An 18815-nucleotide genomic window follows, 5' to 3' on the forward strand; every position below is an offset into this window, starting at 1 on the left:
ATTATAATATTATATCACAGAGATATGGGATAAATCTTTACTTATTCAAAAAAGTCATCCAAATCCTCTAATTCGTCCGTCATTACCAGATCGTCCAGTACATTATCGAGGCTTTCGGCATTATCTTCATCAATCTGAATGTCCAGTACCTCGTCCAATTCATTTTTCAGCTCATCCAGAATATCCTCTTCTTCTCCCACGTGTGTATAATCCGCGTCAAAGTCAGGGTTTTCTGCCAGCATACGCTCATAATCACTTTTGCTCTTGATATCAATTTTCCAGGATGCCAGCTTTGCCGCCAGCCGCACGTTTTGCCCCTCTTTGCCAATGGCCAGTGATAATTGAAAATCATCAACAACAGCAATAGCGGTTTTTTCGGTTTTATTCGGCAGAATCCGGTAAATCTTTGCAGGACTCAGGGCGTTAGACAGGTATTCACGTACATCATCGCTGTATTTAATAATATCAATCTTTTCACCGTTCAGCTCATTAATAATGTTCTGAACCCGGATTCCCTTTTGTCCAACACAGGCCCCAACCGGATCAACCGACGAATCATTGGCTTTAACGGCAATCTTGGTTCTCGAGCCTGCTTCTCTGGAAATAGACACAATGTCTACAATCCCATCATAAATTTCCGGCACTTCGGTCTCAAAAAGCCGCTTGACCAGACCCGGGTGTGTTCTCGACAATCTGAGCTGCGGCCCTTTAGTGGTCTTGCGTACCATGAGCAGATAAACCTTCAGACGCTGTCCTGGGTAGTATTTTTCTCCAGGAACCTGTTCCATTGGCGGCATACAGCCTTCACTGTTTCCAATATCTACAAATACATTGCCACGCTCAATACGGTTGATGATCCCGGTCATTACCTCATCCTGGCGTTCCAGGTATTCATTATAAACCATATTGCGTTCAGCTTCCTTGATTCGCTGAACAATGAGCTGCTTTGCATTCTGAGCTGCAATACGTCCAAAATCTCTTGGGGTGATAACCTTACGGTAGACATCTCCAACTTCATAGGTCGGATCAATCTCACGCGCCTCTTCGAGGGATATCTGTGTTTCCAGATTTTCGACATCTTGGACAATATCGCGGGTTGCATAAACGGTAATTTCTCCCGTATCACGGTCGAGCTTTACATCCACATCCTGCACATTGCCATAATTTTTTTTGTAGGCGGATTCGATGGATACCTCAATGGCGTCGATCAGTTCCTCCTTGTCGATGTTCTTTTCTGCTTCTAAAGCATCAAGAGCTCTCATAAACTCTGCATTCATAATTATTCGCCTTCCTAAAATTCAATTTCCGGAGCAACCTTGGAAACAGCAGACATTTCCAGCTCCATCATTTCTTCAGAGTCAAGCTGTAGGGTCAGCGTTGCACCATTGTAACCTTTGAGGATACCGCTTAACTGTTTACTGCCATTCACCGGCGCATAGAAATTGACCACAATGCGTTTATCCATATTGCGGACAAAATCCTTCTCCTTTTTTAAGGGACGGTCAATTCCCGGAGACGAAACCTCCAACAGGTAGCTCTGCTCAATGGGGTCTTTTTCATCCATCAGGTCACTGAGCTTACGGCTGACCGCTTCGCAGTCATCCAGCCCAATGCCGTTCGGCCCATCTATGTAGGCAGTTAACACCCAGTCTTTTCCGGCCTTTTCAAAGGTAACATCAACGCACTCATAGCCCTCAGCTTCCACCACCGGTGCAATGAGTTCCTCCAGCATTGATTCCTTGGATTGTTTTTTCATATATTCTCCTAAATTTTAATAAGCTTCAGAAAACACACAAGAGTGGGTTTCCCCACTCTTGTGAAAGACTTATTTAGTTTCACAAATAAAACCAAGATGGTTTCAGTTGACAATCAAATCACTTCTGGCTAAACTGCCATGATCTCCGCTTCTTTTTCCTTCAGCACACCCTCGATGTTTTTCACTTCATCATCGGTTAGCTTCTGAATTTCCTTTTCGCCCTGGTGCAGCTCATCCTCACTGATCAGGCCTTCCTTTTCAGCGTCTTTCAGATCCTGTACGGCTTTACGGCGTATATTACGCATGGCAACCTTACATTCTTCACCATATTTCTTGGTTAATTTAACCAGCTCTTTACGGCGTTCTTCTGTCAGTTCCGGCACAATCAGACGAATGATTTTACCGTCATTCGATGGGTTAAAGCCCAGATCCGCAGTCAAAATAGCTTTTTCGATCGCAGAGATCGAGGTGCTGTCATAGGGCTGAATGGTGATCATACGCGCTTCAGGCACTGCCACGCTTGCCAGCTGGTTGATGGCTGTCGCCGCTCCATAATAATCAACCGTAACTTTATCAAGAATATGAGGGTTCGCACGGCCTGCTCTCAGACCTCCTAAACTCTCATTTAAGTTATTCAGGGCTTTCTGCATTTTATCATTGGCTCTGTCTTTAATTTCGTTTAACATTATTCTGCCTCCTCGATAATTGTTCCGATGGTTTCGCCGCGAACGGCTTTTAAAATATTTTCCGGCTGGTCCAAGCCGAAAACAAGGATTGGTATTTTATTATCCATACACAGGGTAATGGCTGTGGAATCCATAACCTTTAATCCCTGGTTAATAACGTCAATATAAGTCAGACGATCATATTTTTTAGCGTCTGGATTCACTTCCGGATCGGAGTCATAGACTGCGTCCACACTCTTAGCCAAAAGGATCATCTCTGCATCTACCTCGGCTGCACGCAACGCCGCTGTGGTGTCCGTTGTAAAGAATGGATTGCCTGTTCCGGCTGCAAAAATAACCACGCGTTTCTTTTCCAGATGTCTGACTGCTTTGCGGCGTATATAAGGTTCAGCTACTTCTTTCATTTCGATGGCGGTCTGTACCCTTACCGGCACACCCATCTGTTCCAAAACATCCTGAAGTGCCAGCGCGTTGATAACAGTGGAAAGCATTCCCATATAATCGGCAGTCGATTTATCCATTCCCTCGCCAAAACGGCCTCTCCAGAAATTGCCGCCGCCTACAACAATCGCGATCTCAACATCCTGCTCAAAAACCTCTTTTACAGATTCACAGATACGCTGTACCGTCGGTGGATCAATGCCAAAGCCAATCTTACCAGACAGGGCTTCGCCGCTCAGCTTGATAATAATTCTTTTATATTTCGTCTCCATATAATCCCCCTTTTATTCTTAGTTTGATTATACCTCAGAAGCCCCTTTTTTTCAAGACAGGCTCAAGAATAACCCAAACTGTAAAAAAAGAACACTTTCGTGCTCTTTATCACAAATCTATTCAGGTACCGTTTGTATCGGCTTACCTTTATGCCAAAGAGCCGACGCAATCATAAACTGTCTAATATACAGTCATAATGAACATTTATATTATAACTTAAAGCAGGCGCTTGCGTCAAGCTTCTTTCACAAGAAATTAGCAAAAACAGCTTCATCATTTATCAGCGCTGTTCTTTTTGAAAAATACTGCAACGAGATGAGAAAGGCCGTTTACCAATGTCCACCTTTTTTCCGTTATCATTCCTGACACATTTTGTTAAAATACGCTCTATGCCAAAGGCAATCACCAATACTACCCCAAATAGCAGAAGCGCCCCGGTATTCAGAGCCATCTCCAATCCCAGCAGATGGCTGAATAAAAAGACTGCTCCAAAATAACCCGCCGCCATTGTGACCACAACAAACAAACGCAGCTTTGTAAAAGGCATGTTATTTTTTATGACAGCCTGCATACTGAGTAAGCCTGCCAGTAAATAAAGTATGGTTATTTTCTCGACCATTCCGATTTGAACCACACCCAACACTGCTGCGAAGTTTATCAGCAAAAACGCCGCAATAATGGCCACTGCATTCGGCAGAGCTTTTCGCAAAGCTGATGGCAGAAACCGTTCCCTGATCCTCCGTCCATCTGCTTCAAAGGCTGTTACAAATGAAGGATAAGCTTCTATCGCTGCATCGATCAGTGTAATCTGGATCGGCAGAAAAGGAAACGCAATGTTAGTCAAAACGCAAATGAACGTCAAGACCACCGAATAAATCGTCTTGATAAAAAAAACCCCCGCGGCACGGGTAACATTATTCACCACACGCCGCCCCTCCAACAAAAGTCCTGGCAGCGCCGAAAAGTCTGATTCTAGCAAGACCACCTGTGCAGCCTGCCTGGCCGCATCGCTTCCATTTCCCATAGCAATGGAGCAGTCAGCTTCTTTCAAGGCCAAAAGGTCATTGACGCCGTCGCCCGTCATTGCGACAGAATGCCCTTCAGCTTTTAATGCCTGAACCAGTTTCTTTTTCTGCTGGGGCGTGGTTCTTCCAAACACCGTATATTTTTCTGCAATTTTTCTAAAATCTACATTTTCACCCACAGACATCATGTCAATCGCTTTGTCATAATTCTTTAGCCCGGCGTCCTTCGCAACCATGGATGCCGTTACTGGGTTGTCGCCGGATATTACTTTAACGGTGACGCCTTGTTTTCTAAAATAATTTAAAATTTGGGGTGCGCTCTGGCGTATGCGGTCCCGAATAACGATCCCTGCTATGGGGATCAGCTTTGTTTCAGATAAATTTGTCTGGCTTGTCATTGTACCCTTTGCAATACTCACGACAAGCACCCTCCTGCCTCTTTTTATTTCTGTCTTTAACGCATTGGGTATTTCACCCTGTAACACTTTTTCCGGTGCGCCGATAACCAGTGTATCTCCCTTTTCAAAAGTCATCGCAGCCCATTTTCGTTCAGAGGAAAATGCGACGCTTGAGTATACAGCATAAGTGCTGCTCTCTTTAAAATATGCTTTTAACGCCTGAAAGGTCGCATTATTATCAATACTGTGCTTTAAAAAAGAACCCATTAATGGCTCAAGTTTTACCTTTTTTGCAATGGTGTTTTCAAAAGGCAGTATCCTTTCTACCTCCATTTTCCCTTCCGTTAATGTGCCGGTTTTATCGAGGCATAGTACGTCTACATGGGACAATGTCTCTAAAGAAAACATATCCTGAATCAATATTTTATTTTTTGCCAGCTTAATGACGCCGCCGGCCAATGATACGCTGATCAATAGCACCAACCCTTTTGGCAGCATTCCTAACAGGCCAGCAGAAGTGGATACTACCGAAATGAAAAGCGGATCGCTCCTCAAAACAAATGCTTCCAGAAACAAGATAATTCCTAAAGGAATAATAAACAAACTGGTAATACGGGTTACCTTACGCATGGACTGCATGAGCTCAGAACTCTGTTCCTTTACCTGTTTGGCCTCCCGCGCTATTTTAGACGCGTAATTATCTCCTCCAACGTGAGTGACCTTCGCCAGGCACCGGCCGCTGACCAGGCTGCTGCCAGACAGCAGATCGTCGCCGGTTCTCTTTCCAACAGCGTCCGCCTCACCTGTCAGGAGTGCCTCATTTACCTCGGCGTCGCCAGAGAGCACTATCCCGTCACAGCAAATCTGCTGACCTGCGCTCAAAACCATAACATCTTCTTGAACAACCTCATCAGTCGCAATCGTCTTTTCTTTTCCGTCGCGCAGCACAGTAACAGAAGGAACCGATAGAAGCGATAGTTTTTCGACGGTTTTCTTAGCCTTGATCTCCTGTGCAATACCAATGATCATGTTTAAAATAATGATCCCAATAAACACCATATTGCTGTAAGCACCCACACAGAAAAGCGCAGTAGCGATCAATAAATTCATAAGATTAAACAAGGTGAAAACATTCCGCCTGATGATCTCACCCGTTGTTTTTGTCATGACGCTTTGGGCCAGATTCTGCTTGCCCTTCTGCACACGCTGTGTTACCTCTTTTTCAGAAAGCCCATTTATAAGATTTTTTTCAGTCATTGACAGCCTCCATTATTTTGCTGTCCTTATTGTAACGAGACTTTCTAACCTGCTTATAAAGAAATTATTAAAAGTTTATTAACAATTTGCATCCTTATACACATACTTAAATATATAAAAGGCCGCTTTCTCATTTACTGTCTTTACTTAAACAAATCAAAACACTTAGTATTCTGTGTAACTTAGCCGTAGTTTTGATTCCATCTTTTACACAAATTTTTTGTTGTGTGCTACACAAAAACATATGCACCTCCACACCAATGTAAGCAGGTTTATGCGATGTCCAAAAAACAACTGTTTTAAAAGAAAAAACCGTCCAAAAACAGTACTGTTCTTTACTATCATAAGTAAAACAGTGTTTTTGGGCGGTTTATCATATCTATATTTAGTTCAAATAAATACTAAAGGTTTTTGTGAACAGATATTTTCTTTATTTCATCTGCGCAGCTACTTCTTCTGCAAAGTTTTCCTGTTTCTTTTCAATGCCTTCGCCTAACTGGAAGCGGGCAAAGCGTCTGATTTTTACATTTTCACCGATTGCCATGATCTGTTCTTTCACAAGATCTTCAATGGTGATATCTGGGTTTTTAACAAAAGGCTGTTCTAGCAGGCAGATTTCCTTGTAAAATTTACCGATACGGCCTTCAACCATTTTGTCGACAATTTTTTCGGGTTTGCCTTCATTTAATGCCTGATGTTTCAGGATTTCTTTTTCATGCTCAACTTCTGCTTCCGGCACTTCTTCTTTAGAAACATAGGTTGGGTTAGCAGCCGCAATATGCATTGCAACGTCTTTAGCAAAAGCTTTGAAGCCATCGGTTTTAGCAACGAAATCTGTTTCACAGTTGATTTCTACTAAAACACCGATCTTACCGCCCATATGGATGTAAGATTCTACAACACCTTCAGCAGCTACACGGCCAGCTTTTTTGGTGGTAGCAGCTAAGCCCTGTTCTCTTAAGTATTCCATTGCTTTTTGGATGTCACCATCGGTTGCAACCAAAGCTTTTTTGCAGTCCATCATGCCTGCGCCGCTTTTTTCTCTTAATTCTTTAACTAATTTAGCGTCCAAGTCTGTATCCTCCTCTAATCAAATGTCAAGCTGCTTATTCAGCAGTTACTTCTACTACTTCTTCCACAACTACGTCGCCGGAAGCATCTTCAGCTACAACAGTTTCTTCTACGACAGCTTCTTCAAACTGTTCGCCCTGTTTTCCTTCAATAATAGCATCTGCTAATACACCAAGGATTAAAGCAACGGCACGGATTGCATCGTCGTTTCCAGGAATAACGTAGTCAATTTCGTCCGGGTCACAGTTGGTATCGACAATACTAACAATCGGAATACCCAGTTTATGTGCTTCTGCAATGGCAATTCTTTCTTTCTTGCTGTCGATAACGATCATTGCGCCTGGCATTTCTTTCATGTCTTCAATGCCGCCTAAGAATTTCTGCAGTTTTTCACGTTCTCTTTTTAATTTGATAACTTCTTTTTTCGGTAACAGTTCAAAAGTTCCGTCTTCTTCCATCGCTTTTAATTCTTTTAAGCGTTCGATACGTTTGCTGATGGTGGTGAAGTTTGTCAAGGTACCACCTAACCAACGATGGTTAACACAGAAGCTTCCACTTCTTTTGGCTTCCTTTTCGATGCTGGTCTGAGCCTGTTTTTTGGTGCCGACAAATAAAATGCTTTCGCCGTTTGCTGCTACTTCTTTAACGAAGTTACAGGCGACATCGATTTTTTTCACTGTCTGCTGTAAGTCAATGATGTAAATACCGTTTCTTTCAGTGAAAATGTAAGGGGCCATTTTAGGGTTCCATCTTCTGGTCTGGTGACCAAAGTGTACACCCGCTTCTAATAATTGTTTCATTGTTACTGCTGCCATAATAATTCCTCCTTAGGTTTTTCCTCCATTTTTCTCTCCGGATTCGGCCCACCTGCTCTGCAGGCACCTGCCGCTCCTCGAAAAATGTGTGTAATAACAACATACTGCCCTATAATAACATAATTACAGGGCAGTAGCAAGTACTTTTCTTAAATTTTTTAAAGCAAAAATCTGGAATAGCTGCGTTCACGCTCTGTCGGTTTAAAAACAGAGTTGACGTATTCTTTGTTAACCACAAAGGTGTCCGCATCATAGTCAGACGCATAGAAAGATACCTCTTCCAACAGCTTTTCAAGAACTGTATGCAGCCGTCTGGCGCCAATATTTTCCTGTTCCTCATTCTGGGCAAAAGCAATCTGCGCCAATGTTTCGATGGCATCGTCCTCAAAAACCAGATTGACATCCTCCGTTTTCAGGAGCTCCTGATATTGGCGGATGGCAGAGTTTTCAGGCTGGGTAAGAATCTGTTTGAAGTCTTCCTCTGTCAGGCTGTCCAGCTCAACGGTGATTGGGAAACGGCCCTGAAGCTCGGGAATCATATCGGATATTTTAGCCACATGAAAAGCGCCTGCGCCGATAAACAGAATAAAGTCGGTTTTCACCGGACCATATTTGGTGGTGATAGTACTGCCCTCAACGATTGGCAGAATATCCCGCTGCACACCCTCGCGTGAGACATCCGGGCCGTTATTGTTGCCGTTCCCGATGATTTTATCAATTTCATCAATAAAAATAATCCCGTTCTGCTCTGCTTCGCGCAGGCCGATTTCCTTGACCTCATCCATGTCGATCATTTTTTGAGCTTCCTGATTTGTGAAAATCTTACGGGCGTCCTTGACCTTGACATGACGTTTTTTCTTCTTAGACGGCAGAAAGTCACCGAGAATGTCATTGATGTTAATGCTCATATCATCATTCATCCCTGCCATGACGCCAATGGTTTTGGATCCGTCATCCTCCACCTCGATCTCAATAACCTCGTCCTCCATCCTGCCGTCAGCCAAATCCTGGGCGATGGCTTCACGTTTAATCTGGAGATTTTTTTCTTTTTCAGCTTTTTCCGCTTCCTTAACCGGATCTGGTGTTTCTGGCTGAGCCGGCTGTTTATTACTCTTCATAAAAATATCGAAGGGCGTCTTGATGGTTTCTTTTTTCTTTTTCATGGGTACCAGGATATCCAGGATCAGTTTATTCGCCCGTTCTTCGGCCTGCTCGTAAACTTCCTTCATTTTTTCCTGCTGTACCTTACGGATGGAGGTGGTCACCAGGTCGCGCACCATGGATTCCACATCGCGTCCGACATATCCCACTTCCGTGAATTTAGTGGCCTCTACCTTAATAAAGGGAGCAGACACCAGCTTGGCGATCCTTCTTGCAATCTCGGTCTTCCCTACACCGGTGGGTCCCATCATAATAATGTTCTTTGGTGTAAACTCATCCCGCATTTCCTCTGACAGAAGGCTTCTGCGGTAACGGTTTCTCAGGGCTACAGCCACAGCCTTTTTTGCCGGTTCCTGGCCGATAATATAGCGGTTTAGCTCTTCGACAATTTTTTTAGGCGTTAAATCTTTCATTTCCATAAATTTTACCTCAAATTTACTCTAATTCTTCGACACGGATATTATCATTCGTGTATACACAGATTTCAGATGCGATCTTAAGGGATTCGCGGGCGATTTCCTTTGCGCTTAAATTCGAATGGCGTTTTAAAGCTCTGGCAGCAGAAAGCGCGTAGTTTCCGCCAGAACCAATGGCGGCGATGTCGTCGTCCGGTTCAATGACCTCGCCGCTGCCGGAAAGCACCAGCGTTTCATTTTTATCCATCACGATTAGCAAGGCTTCCAACTTTCGTAACGCCTTATCCTGACGCCAGTCCTTAGCCAGTTCAACCGCTGCGCGCTGCAGGTTCCCGTTGTACTGTTCAATTTTGTGTTCAAAGCGTTCACACAGTGTAAAAGCATCGGCCACTGATCCTGCAAAACCAACCAGTACCTGATCATTATAAATTTTTCTGACTTTCTTGGCCGTTGCCTTCATAATGGTCGTTTCACCCATTGTCACCTGGCCGTCACCGGCAATGGCAACCTCGCCATTGTGTCTTACACCAACGATTGTTGTTGCATGAAACATTTCTTTATTCCTCATTTCATTATATATTTAATCTAATAGGTCATTTTAGCAATGAATACTTAAATCTGTATATAAATGACGACCGCCCGAAACGGACGGTCATCAGTCGTATGCGTATCTTCTATTGCTGATCCGGCGATTTTTCAAAACCACATTTGGCGCAGTAAATCTTTTTACGTTTACCCAGACCTTTTTGGAACATCGTCTGTCCGCATTCAGGACATTTTTCGGGTACCGGCATATCCCAGCTCATATATTCGCAGTTTGGATAATTGGAGCAGGAATAAAAGGTACGGCCCTTTTTAGAGGTACGCTTAACAAGGTCTCCGCCGCATTCAGGACAGATACCGCCAGTTTTTTCAAAGTAAGGCTTTGTATTTTTACATTCGGGAAAACCGGGACAGGCTAAAAACTTACCGTATTTCCCTTTTTTAATGACCATTCTTCGGCCGCAGAGCTCGCAAACCTCATCGGATTCGGGGTCTGCGATGGTAACCGCTGCCGCTGCCTCCTGAGCATGGTCCAGCTCTTTCTTAAACCCACCGTAAAAGTTTTCCAGAAGCTTTACCCAGTCCGTTTCGCCATCTGCTACCTTATCCAGCTTCTCTTCCATTTCTGCGGTAAAGGTCAGATTGACAATATCCTCAAAATATTCCTTCATAAGGTGCGTAACGGTGATCCCCAGCTCTGTTGGCACAAAGTGCTTTTCCACCACCTCGACATAATCTCGATTTTTAATGGTGGCAATGGTCGGCGCATAGGTGCTTGGACGGCCAATCCCTTTTTCTTCAAGAATTTTTACCAGAGAGGCTTCTGTGTAGCGTGCCGGCGGCTTCGTGAATTTCTGTTCTTTATTGATTTTAACAAGGTTGAGCTCCTCGTTGTCCTCGAACTCGGGCAGGCGGTTTGCCTCTTCCTTCTCTGCTGAGCTGGCTGTGCGGTATACGGCTGTAAAGCCTTTGAATTTCATGATCTCACCCTTTGTTTTAAAGAGCAGATTCGCGCAGGCTACATCCACATCTGTTACGTAATACTCGGCATCTGCCATCTGGCTGGCGACCATACGATCCCAGATAAGCTTGTACAGCTTATACTGATCCTTCTCAAGGGAATCGCGCACTTCCTCGGGCAGGTTAAAAACCGATGATGGACGAATCCCTTCGTGGGCATCCTGGACATTTTTTTTCTTCACAGTCTTTTTCGCAGAGCTCTGCTGATAATCCGGGCCATAGTTGGCTTCGATAAAATCTTTTGCTTCTGCGATGGCTTCATCCGCCAAACGCGTGGAGTCGGTACGGATATAAGAAATCAAACCGACAAGGCCTTTGCCCGCGACCTCAACCCCTTCGTAAAGCTGCTGGGCAATGCGCATGGTGCGCTGTGTGGTAAAGCCCAAAACCTTGTATGCCTCCTGCTGCAGAGTACTGGTGGTAAAGGGCAGCGGCGGCTTCTGTTTGCGCACACGCTTTTTAACTCCGGCAACCGTAATGGGGTTATGCAGCACAACCTGCTCCAGACGGGCCGCCTCTTCGGCATTCTTGATGGTTTTCTTTTTTCCATCTTCAGAATAGAAACGGGATAAAAAGATATTTTTATCCTCATTTTTTTTAAGCTCCAGGTCAAGTCCCCAGTACTCTTCGGGGACAAAAGCAGCAATTTCCTCTTCCCTGTCCACAATAATACGGGTGACAACCGACTGGACACGGCCACCGCTAAGTCCTTTTTTAACCTTTTTCCATAAAAACGGGCTCAAAGAATAGCCGACAAGCCGGTCAAGTATTCTTCTTGCCTGCTGGGAATCTACCAGATCCATGTCCACCGCGCGCTTGTTTTCAATGGCGGCGTTCACTGCTCTCTTGGTAATTTCATGAAACTCGATCCGGCATTTGGTATCCAGGTCAATGCCCAAAAAGTTGGCCACATGCCATGAAATCGCCTCGCCCTCGCGGTCGGGGTCAGTTGCCAGCAGGATATTATCTGCCTTGTTGGCTTCCTTCTTAATTTTTTTCAGCAGCTCACCTTTTCCTCTGATTTTAATATAGTCAGGTTTAAAGTGGTCTTCGATATCAATCCCGATACGGCTTTTGGGCAGGTCGATGACATGGCCCATGGTTGCCTGCACCTCGTAGCCCTTAGGCAGATATTTTTTTATCGTCTTAGCTTTTGCGGGTGATTCAACAATGACGAGATTTTTTGCCATTGTATTCCTCCTTCAATATATATTTTACCTTTATAACTTGTTTTTATTATGTATGATAAAAGTCAAACAAGCTTCATTATAACAAAGGAATCTTTTTTTTTCAAATTTTGAATACAGAAATCCATAAGGTTTCTCTCTAAAGAATATATACCTTTCCATATTCTACTTTAACACGGTCGTCAAGCTCCAGCATGGAAAGGGTACTGTTGACTGCCTGAATCTCCATTCCAGACATTGTCACCAGCTCATCCACTGTCGTGTAGCCTTCGGCAACATAGTTTAATATTTTTTTCTGTTCCGGGTCCTCTACTCCCTCAGCGGCTCGCTCGAGATTGATGGGATTATGAAAATTTTCAATATCCTGAGGCAGCATGTCAACATAGTCCTCCAGTACATCCTCTGGCTCTGTAACGACCTTTGCGCCTTCCTTGATGAGCTGGTTGCTGCCAACACTCTGATAACGGGTGATATCACCAGGGACAGCATAAACGTTTTTTCCCTGCTCCAGTGCAAAGTCGGCTGTGATCAGAGCACCGCTCTTTTCCCTGGCCTCTACTACTAACAGACCATCGCACAGACCACTGATGATCCTGTTTCTTCTCGGAAAATGAAATTTCAATGGTTGCTCATCCATAAAAAATTCTGTGAGGATGAGCCCGCTGTGGGCGATCTTTTTGTACAGTGGCTTATGCTTCTCAGGATAGCACACATTGATACCTGTGCCCATGACAGCAATGGTCGATCCGACCCGCCCACAGCTGCCCAAATGGCTCTCACCATCTACACCCTCTGCCATTCCGCTGACAATGGTGATCCCCATATCGGAAAAGGTTTCGGCCAGTTTGCGGGCTTGCTTAAGGCCCGTTGGCGACGCTTTTCGAGAACCTACAATCCCCAAATACATAGGACGATCCAGCAAATCAAGGCTTCCCTTGGCAAACAAGCCGACCGGCGGGTCATAAATATTTTTCAGCCTTGCCGGATAAAGACTGTTTTCTATGGTTATAAGGTCAATTCCATGGCGCTCCATAAAGCCCCTGGCCTTTGTGGCAAGATACAGGTGCTGCTGGCTTCGGATATACCTGCAGTCCTTTTCCCGAACTGCGCCAGAGGCCATAAGGCTTTTCTCATCAGCAAGATATATTTTTTCAGGCGTCTCAAAATATTTTAACAGCTTTAGCTTGCGCTGGTTCCCAAGCTCGGTCAACGACATCAACCATATCCAGAATAAGTCCCTTTCCATATCAATTCCCCTTTTAAAAAATATGATACTTTATCATAACACATATTTTAACACTAATGTTGTGTATTTTTAACTTTCTTCTTAAAACACCATCTTTTTCATATCTATTTCTTTTTATTACATTACATATCTTTCTTTTTTTGCAGGCCGCTTCTTTAGTCCCTTCGACTATGGTATAATATAAAAAAGCAATCGCACAGAAAAGAGATACTATATGAATGACCGTGGGTTAAAATCAAGAGTATGGCGGCCTATTCTTGCAGCGTCGCTGCTGATATTTATAATCGTCATTATCGCTTATGTCTACACATCCTATCTGGACCATTTTTTAGAGTCGGAGACTCAAACCACCTTAAAAGAGCTGTCCCAGCAGTCCGCCACGACCATCCAAAACCGGCTGAGGGGCGACTTTAATACGCTTGACGCCATTGCCACCTATATCGGCAACGCTTCACCGGATAATATTCTAGGTACTCTTCCTGTTTTAGATCAGGAGAATAACCGCAATTCTTTTAAGCGCATGGGAATCATCACACCCGATGGTGTCGCCCATACCACCGATGGCTATGACGAGGATTTTTCTGACCGGGACTATTTTTATAAGGCCTTAGGGGGCAAAACTGTTGTTTCCGGTATTCTGACTGATAAATTCGGCGGAGAACCCATCACTGTCTACGCAGCGCCAATCCGTTCAAACGACAAGATTTTGGGCGTACTCTTCGCGACCAATGCGATCAGTCAATACAGCAAAGTCCTTTCTGTAACGAGCTTTAACGGCAAGGGCTATTCCTATATCATAAACGATAACGGGGACATCATCATCCGTTCCAATCATCCCGGCAGTAATCAGAATATTGAAAATATCACAGAACTCAGCTACTCAAATGATAAAACGCGCAGTCAGGTAATAAAGGCTCTGGAGGCCCGTGAAACCTGTGTTGGGGAATACCATTATAATGGAGAGCTTTACTACTTCAGCATTGCCCCGGTGGATACAAACAACTGGAATGTACTAATTGTAGCACCCAAAAGCGTCGTTTCAGAAAAATCCAGTCAGATTATTCAATCCACCCTTCTAACCTGGGGTATTATTCTGTTTTTCTTTACTGCCCTGATCGTGTACATTGAAATCCACCAGCGAAAAAGCCGCCGTGAGCTGAAGCGCATGGCCTATACAGATGATATTACAGGCTTTTCTAATTTCAACAAATTTGTCCTTGACAGTGAACACTGGTTAGGCGGAAAGAAAGAGCTTCAATACGCAATTGTCAGCTTCGACATTGATAAATTCAAGGCTATAAATGATCTTTATGGTTTTCAAAGCGGCAATCAGCTTCTGGCCGCCATGTCTGAAACCATCGCCAGCTTTCTGGATGATAAAGAAACTTTTTGCCGTGTCGCCTCTGATGATTTTGCACTTCTGCTTCATTATAAAACCATAGGGGACTTATCCGGCCGATTGGAGGCTTTAAGAGGACATCTGGCCTGCCTGGATTTTGACATTCCCTTTACTTTATCCTTTGGCATTTATCTGGTTCAGGAGGACCATCTCACGGTTAACCATATGTATGACCGGGCAGACATGGCCCGCAAATCCATTAAAGGCACCAACGGGAATGGTATTGCTTACTTTGACACCGTCATGCGCAATCAGATTCTCCGGGAAAGAAAAATCGAAAATCAGATGGATGAGGCACTGGCTTCAAACCAGTTTAAAGTCTATCTTCAGCCAAAGTACTCCCTTAAAACCTTACAGCCGGTTGGCGCTGAGGCGCTTGTCCGCTGGCTCCACCCGGAAAAGGGGCTTATACCTCCCGCGGAGTTTATTCCGCTCTTTGAAAAAAACAATTTTGTCATTAAGCTGGACTTCTTTATGTTTGAATCCATCTGTAAACAGCAGCGCATGTGGATGGATCAGGGGCTGTCACCGCTGCTGATCTCGGTTAATTTTTCCAGAAAGCATTTGAGTCATTCGGATTTTGCCGAGAACCTTATGGCTGTTGTAAAAAAGTATGACGTGCCGCCTGACTGTTTGGAGCTTGAGGTAACTGAAAGTGCGGTTTTTGACAATATCGATGTGCTCGCTTCTGTCTTTAAGGCCCTCAATGATTTTGGGTTTAAAATCTCGATTGATGACTTTGGAACGGGATACTCCTCATTGAATCTGCTAAAGGAGCTGCCCGTAGATGTCTTGAAAATGGATAAGGAATTTTTTAACGAGACGACCTTATCGCGCAGAGGCGAAAAGGTGGTGGAAAGCGTTATCCAAATGGCGCATTCACTGGATATTAAAGTGGTAGCCGAGGGTGTCGAAACACAGGACCAGATCGACTTTTTGAAAAAGATCGGCTGTGATATTATTCAGGGCTACTACTTCGCAAAAGCAATGCCTGTCGAAGATTTTGCCTGTCTGGTTTACAGTGTGCAATAAAAAAGGTGAGCGTCCAATACGGTTCTGGACACTCACCTTTTTTTAATTATCCCTCGGGGCTAAAGCTACGGTACTGTACTGCCTCTGATAGATGGGCAGTGTTTATATTCACAGCGCCCTCCAAATCCGCAATGGTCCTTGCCAGCTTGAGAATACGGTGATAACCTCTGGCACTGAGGTTCATTTTCTTATAGATTTTTTCCATGAGCTGCTTTTCACGCGATCCGAGCTTACAATACTTTTCAATGGACCTCGGTGACAGCTGAGCATTAAAATAAAGGCCTTTTTCTTTCGCGTAGCGCCTGTTCTGAACAGCGCGCGCTGCGTTTACCCGGACCTTGATGTCTGCAGAGCATTCACCCTTTGGCGCTGTTTCAAGCGCATCAAAGTCCATGGCTGGCACTTCAATTTTTATATCAATTCTATCTAAAAAAGGGCCGGATATTTTTCCGGCATAGCGGTGTATCTCACTGGTACTGCAGTGGCATTCATGGGTTGGATCGCCGTAATAGCCACAAGGACAGGGGTTCATGCTGGCGATCATCATAAAAGAAGCCGGATAGGTCAGCGAAGCGTTGACCCTCGAAATGGTTACCTGCTGGTCTTCAATGGGCTGTCTCAAGACCTCCAGTGCGCTTTTTTTAAACTCTGGCAGTTCATCCAGGAACAATACGCCAAGGTGCGCCAGAGATACTTCACCCGGCTTAGGGATTCGTCCCCCGCCAATCAGAGATATATTTGAAATGGTGTGGTGCGGCGATCGGAAAGGTCTTTCGGTCATTACCTGGGCATCACGCAGAAGACCCGCCACTGAATAAATTTTTGTTACCTCCAGGGCTTCCTCCACAGTCATATCTGGCAGGATTGACGGAAACGCCTTTGCCATCATGGATTTTCCTGCTCCAGGCGGCCCGCTCAGCAAAAGATTATGGGCTCCTGCAGCGGCAATTTCAAAGGCTCTTTTGGCATGTTCCTGTCCCCGTATTTCTGAAAAATCCGTCTCGCAGCTATGCGTACGCGCCTTTTTGAACAGAGCGTCAATGTCCACCTCACAGGGCACCTTACAGCATTCGCCGGACAGGTGCGCTGCCGCCTCTGTAACATTATCCACCGGAAAAATTTCAATTCCATCAACCACAGCCGCCTCGTACCGATTGGCCGAAGGAATCATAATCCTTTTAAAACCATGATCTCTGGCGGCCAGAACCATTGGCAGAATGCCATTAACCGGCTTGATCTCACCGCTCAGAGAGAGCTCTCCCAGGATTACATAGCTTTCAATGTCAACGGGCGCCAGCTGCTCCGAAGCCATCAGCAGCCCAAGGGCTATTGGCAGATCATAGGCTGGGCCTTCCTTTTTAAGGTCTGCCGGCGCCAGATTGATGGTGATCTTTTTCATAGGGTAGCTGTAGCCGCTGTTCTTCAGGGCGGAGTATACCCTCTCCTTAGACTCCTTAACGCCTGCATCCGGAAGGCCTACCAGCACATAGGAGGGCAGGCCGTTTAATACATCAATCTCTACTGTAACGATCTGGCCTTCAATCCCTAAAAGACTGCAGCTGTAAATCTGGGAAAGCATCGCCGCTATTCCTTACCGTTCCAGCAATAGGTGCAAACCTTGCAGGGATCAATACCAATCGACTCGATCATATCCTCCAGCTCATGATATTTGAGCGAGGTGAATTTAAGCCGCTCGCAGATCGTGTCGACCATTTCCTTGTGATTCTGAGAATTCTGGTCTGCATAATCTGCTACAACATTCGCGTCATTGTCTCCCTCACGTTCGCGGATAATACGACGGGTGATCAAATCATACTCTGAAGTGGAACGCGAGAAGTTCAGATATTTACAGCCATACATAATCGGCGGGCAGGCTGACCGGACATGTACCTCCTTGGCGCCATTGTTAAACAGATGGCTGGCGGTATCACTCATCTGAGTCCCGCGTACAATGGAGTCATCAATAAATAAAAGCTTTTTATCCTTGATCAGGGCATCGACTGAAATGAGCTTCATCTTGGCAATAAGATGCCGCATGCTCTGTGTCGGCGGCATAAAGCTTCTTGGCCAGGTGGGCGTATACTTAATCAGCGGTCTTGAAAATGGGATACCGGATTCATTGGCATAGCCAATGGCATGTGCAATCCCGGAATCCGGAACCCCGGCGACTGAATCGACCGGTACATCTGTGTCACGTTTCGCCAGGGCTTCGCCACAGCGGTAGCGCATTGCCTCCACGTTTACCCCCTCATAGGTCGAGGTTGGGTAACCGTAATAGGTCCACAGGAAGGCACAGATTTTCATCTCCTTGCCCGCAGGTGATACCGTCTCATAGCCGTCAGCTGTGATATAAACTATTTCATTTGGGCCCAGCTCATAGGCGTCACTATAGCCCAGGTTTTGATAGGCAAAGGATTCAAAAGACGCACAATAGCCGTCTTCTTTTTTGCCAATAATCAAAGGGGTTCTTCCCAGGCGGTCTCTGGACGCATAGATCCCATCCTTTGTCATGATCAGCATGGTTAGAGAACCATCCACCATTTCCTGTGCTGCTTTAATTCCATCCAGAAGGTTATCTCTGGCGGCAATAATCGAAGCGACCAGCTCGGTAGCATTTACCTTTCCGCTGCTCATTTCCATAAAATGGGCGCGGTGCTTTGACAATACCCGTTCCACAATGTCATCGGCATTGTTAATCCGGCAAACCGTGGTGAGTACAAAATTGCCATAATGCGCGCGGACAATGAGCGGCTGCGGATCGCTGTCGCTGATACAGCCGATACCGATCTGTCCTTTCATCTCCTGTACATCGCGTTCAAACTTTGTACGGAAAGGTGAATTCTCTATATTATGAATTGCCCGGTCAAAGCCTTCTTCTTTATCGTAGACGGCCATGCCTCCTCTACGTGTTCCTAAATGTGAATGATAATCTGTCCCGAAAAACAAATCTGCTACACAGTCTTTTTTAGATACAACTCCAAAAATTCCTCCCAAAGTCTTTTTCCTCCACTTTATTCATGTTATCAAAAAATTCCATAGTACTATTATATACTAAGGCCCTGCTAATAAAAAGCCCTAACCAGAAAAAA

At 44.9% G+C, this 18815-nt stretch carries 14 protein-coding genes; 1 reads left to right on the forward strand and 13 read right to left on the reverse strand.

Going from position 1 to position 18815, the window contains the following annotated elements:
* Positions 1–41: 41 nt before the first annotated feature.
* The 11 genes from nusA to dprA all read right to left on the reverse strand — a co-directional run bounded on the left by nusA (position 42) and on the right by dprA (position 13295).
* Positions 42–1277, reverse strand: a complete 1236-nt coding sequence (gene nusA / locus DW091_RS12285; RefSeq protein ID WP_058694273.1) for a transcription termination factor NusA — start codon at positions 1275–1277, stop codon at positions 42–44.
* A 14-nt stretch (positions 1278–1291) separates the two neighbouring features.
* On the reverse strand, positions 1292–1756 hold the full coding sequence (rimP, locus tag DW091_RS12290) for a ribosome maturation factor RimP (RefSeq protein ID WP_058694272.1): 465 nt from the start codon (positions 1754–1756) through the stop codon (positions 1292–1294).
* Positions 1757–1884: 128 nt separating this feature from the next.
* Positions 1885–2442 carry a ribosome recycling factor gene (frr, locus tag DW091_RS12295; protein ID WP_013380784.1) on the reverse strand — a complete coding sequence of 186 codons (558 nt, stop codon included), beginning with the start codon at positions 2440–2442 and terminating at the stop codon, positions 1885–1887.
* Positions 2442–3155, reverse strand: coding sequence for a UMP kinase (gene pyrH, locus DW091_RS12300; protein WP_118518268.1), 714 nt, complete (start codon positions 3153–3155; stop codon positions 2442–2444). Before pyrH ends, frr begins: the two co-directional genes overlap by 1 nt.
* A 281-nt stretch (positions 3156–3436) precedes the next feature.
* Entirely contained in the window at positions 3437–5836 is a 2400-nt protein-coding gene (locus DW091_RS12305; RefSeq protein WP_118518269.1) for an HAD-IC family P-type ATPase, read from the reverse strand.
* Between the two features lie 430 nt (positions 5837–6266).
* Positions 6267–6908 carry a translation elongation factor Ts gene (tsf, locus tag DW091_RS12310; RefSeq protein ID WP_074617316.1) on the reverse strand — a complete coding sequence of 214 codons (642 nt, stop codon included), beginning with the start codon at positions 6906–6908 and terminating at the stop codon, positions 6267–6269.
* Positions 6909–6942: 34 nt separating this feature from the next.
* Positions 6943–7722, reverse strand: a complete 780-nt coding sequence (gene rpsB / locus DW091_RS12315; RefSeq protein ID WP_013380801.1) for a 30S ribosomal protein S2 — start codon at positions 7720–7722, stop codon at positions 6943–6945.
* A 158-nt stretch (positions 7723–7880) separates the two neighbouring features.
* On the reverse strand, positions 7881–9296 hold the full coding sequence (hslU, locus tag DW091_RS12320; RefSeq protein ID WP_199678169.1) for an ATP-dependent protease ATPase subunit HslU: 1416 nt from the start codon (positions 9294–9296) through the stop codon (positions 7881–7883).
* Between the two features lie 22 nt (positions 9297–9318).
* Positions 9319–9852 carry an ATP-dependent protease subunit HslV gene (gene hslV / locus DW091_RS12325; protein WP_317985602.1) on the reverse strand — a complete coding sequence of 178 codons (534 nt, stop codon included), beginning with the start codon at positions 9850–9852 and terminating at the stop codon, positions 9319–9321.
* A 121-nt stretch (positions 9853–9973) separates the two neighbouring features.
* Entirely contained in the window at positions 9974–12052 is a 2079-nt protein-coding gene (topA, locus tag DW091_RS12330; RefSeq protein WP_058694268.1) for a type I DNA topoisomerase, read from the reverse strand.
* A gap of 136 nt (positions 12053–12188) precedes the next feature.
* Positions 12189–13295 carry a DNA-processing protein DprA gene (gene dprA / locus DW091_RS12335; RefSeq protein WP_118518270.1) on the reverse strand — a complete coding sequence of 369 codons (1107 nt, stop codon included), beginning with the start codon at positions 13293–13295 and terminating at the stop codon, positions 12189–12191.
* A 214-nt stretch (positions 13296–13509) separates the two neighbouring features.
* Between dprA and DW091_RS12340 the strand changes: the two genes are divergently transcribed.
* The gene (locus tag DW091_RS12340) at positions 13510–15726 is read left to right on the forward strand and encodes an EAL domain-containing protein (protein ID WP_118518271.1); all 2217 of its coding nucleotides are present in this window, start codon (positions 13510–13512) and stop codon (positions 15724–15726) included.
* Positions 15727–15772: 46 nt separating this feature from the next.
* Here the strand turns inward: DW091_RS12340 and DW091_RS12345 are convergent, their stop codons facing one another.
* Positions 15773–17305, reverse strand: coding sequence for a YifB family Mg chelatase-like AAA ATPase (locus tag DW091_RS12345; protein ID WP_118518272.1), 1533 nt, complete (start codon positions 17303–17305; stop codon positions 15773–15775).
* Positions 17306–17310: 5 nt separating this feature from the next.
* Positions 17311–18720, reverse strand: a complete 1410-nt coding sequence (locus tag DW091_RS12350; protein ID WP_058694264.1) for an amidophosphoribosyltransferase — start codon at positions 18718–18720, stop codon at positions 17311–17313.
* Between the last annotated feature and the right edge of the window lie 95 nt (positions 18721–18815).

Origin of the sequence: Eubacterium sp. AM05-23, from assembly GCF_003477535.1 — a bacterium.
Lineage (GTDB): Bacteria > Bacillota > Clostridia > Eubacteriales > Eubacteriaceae > Eubacterium > Eubacterium maltosivorans.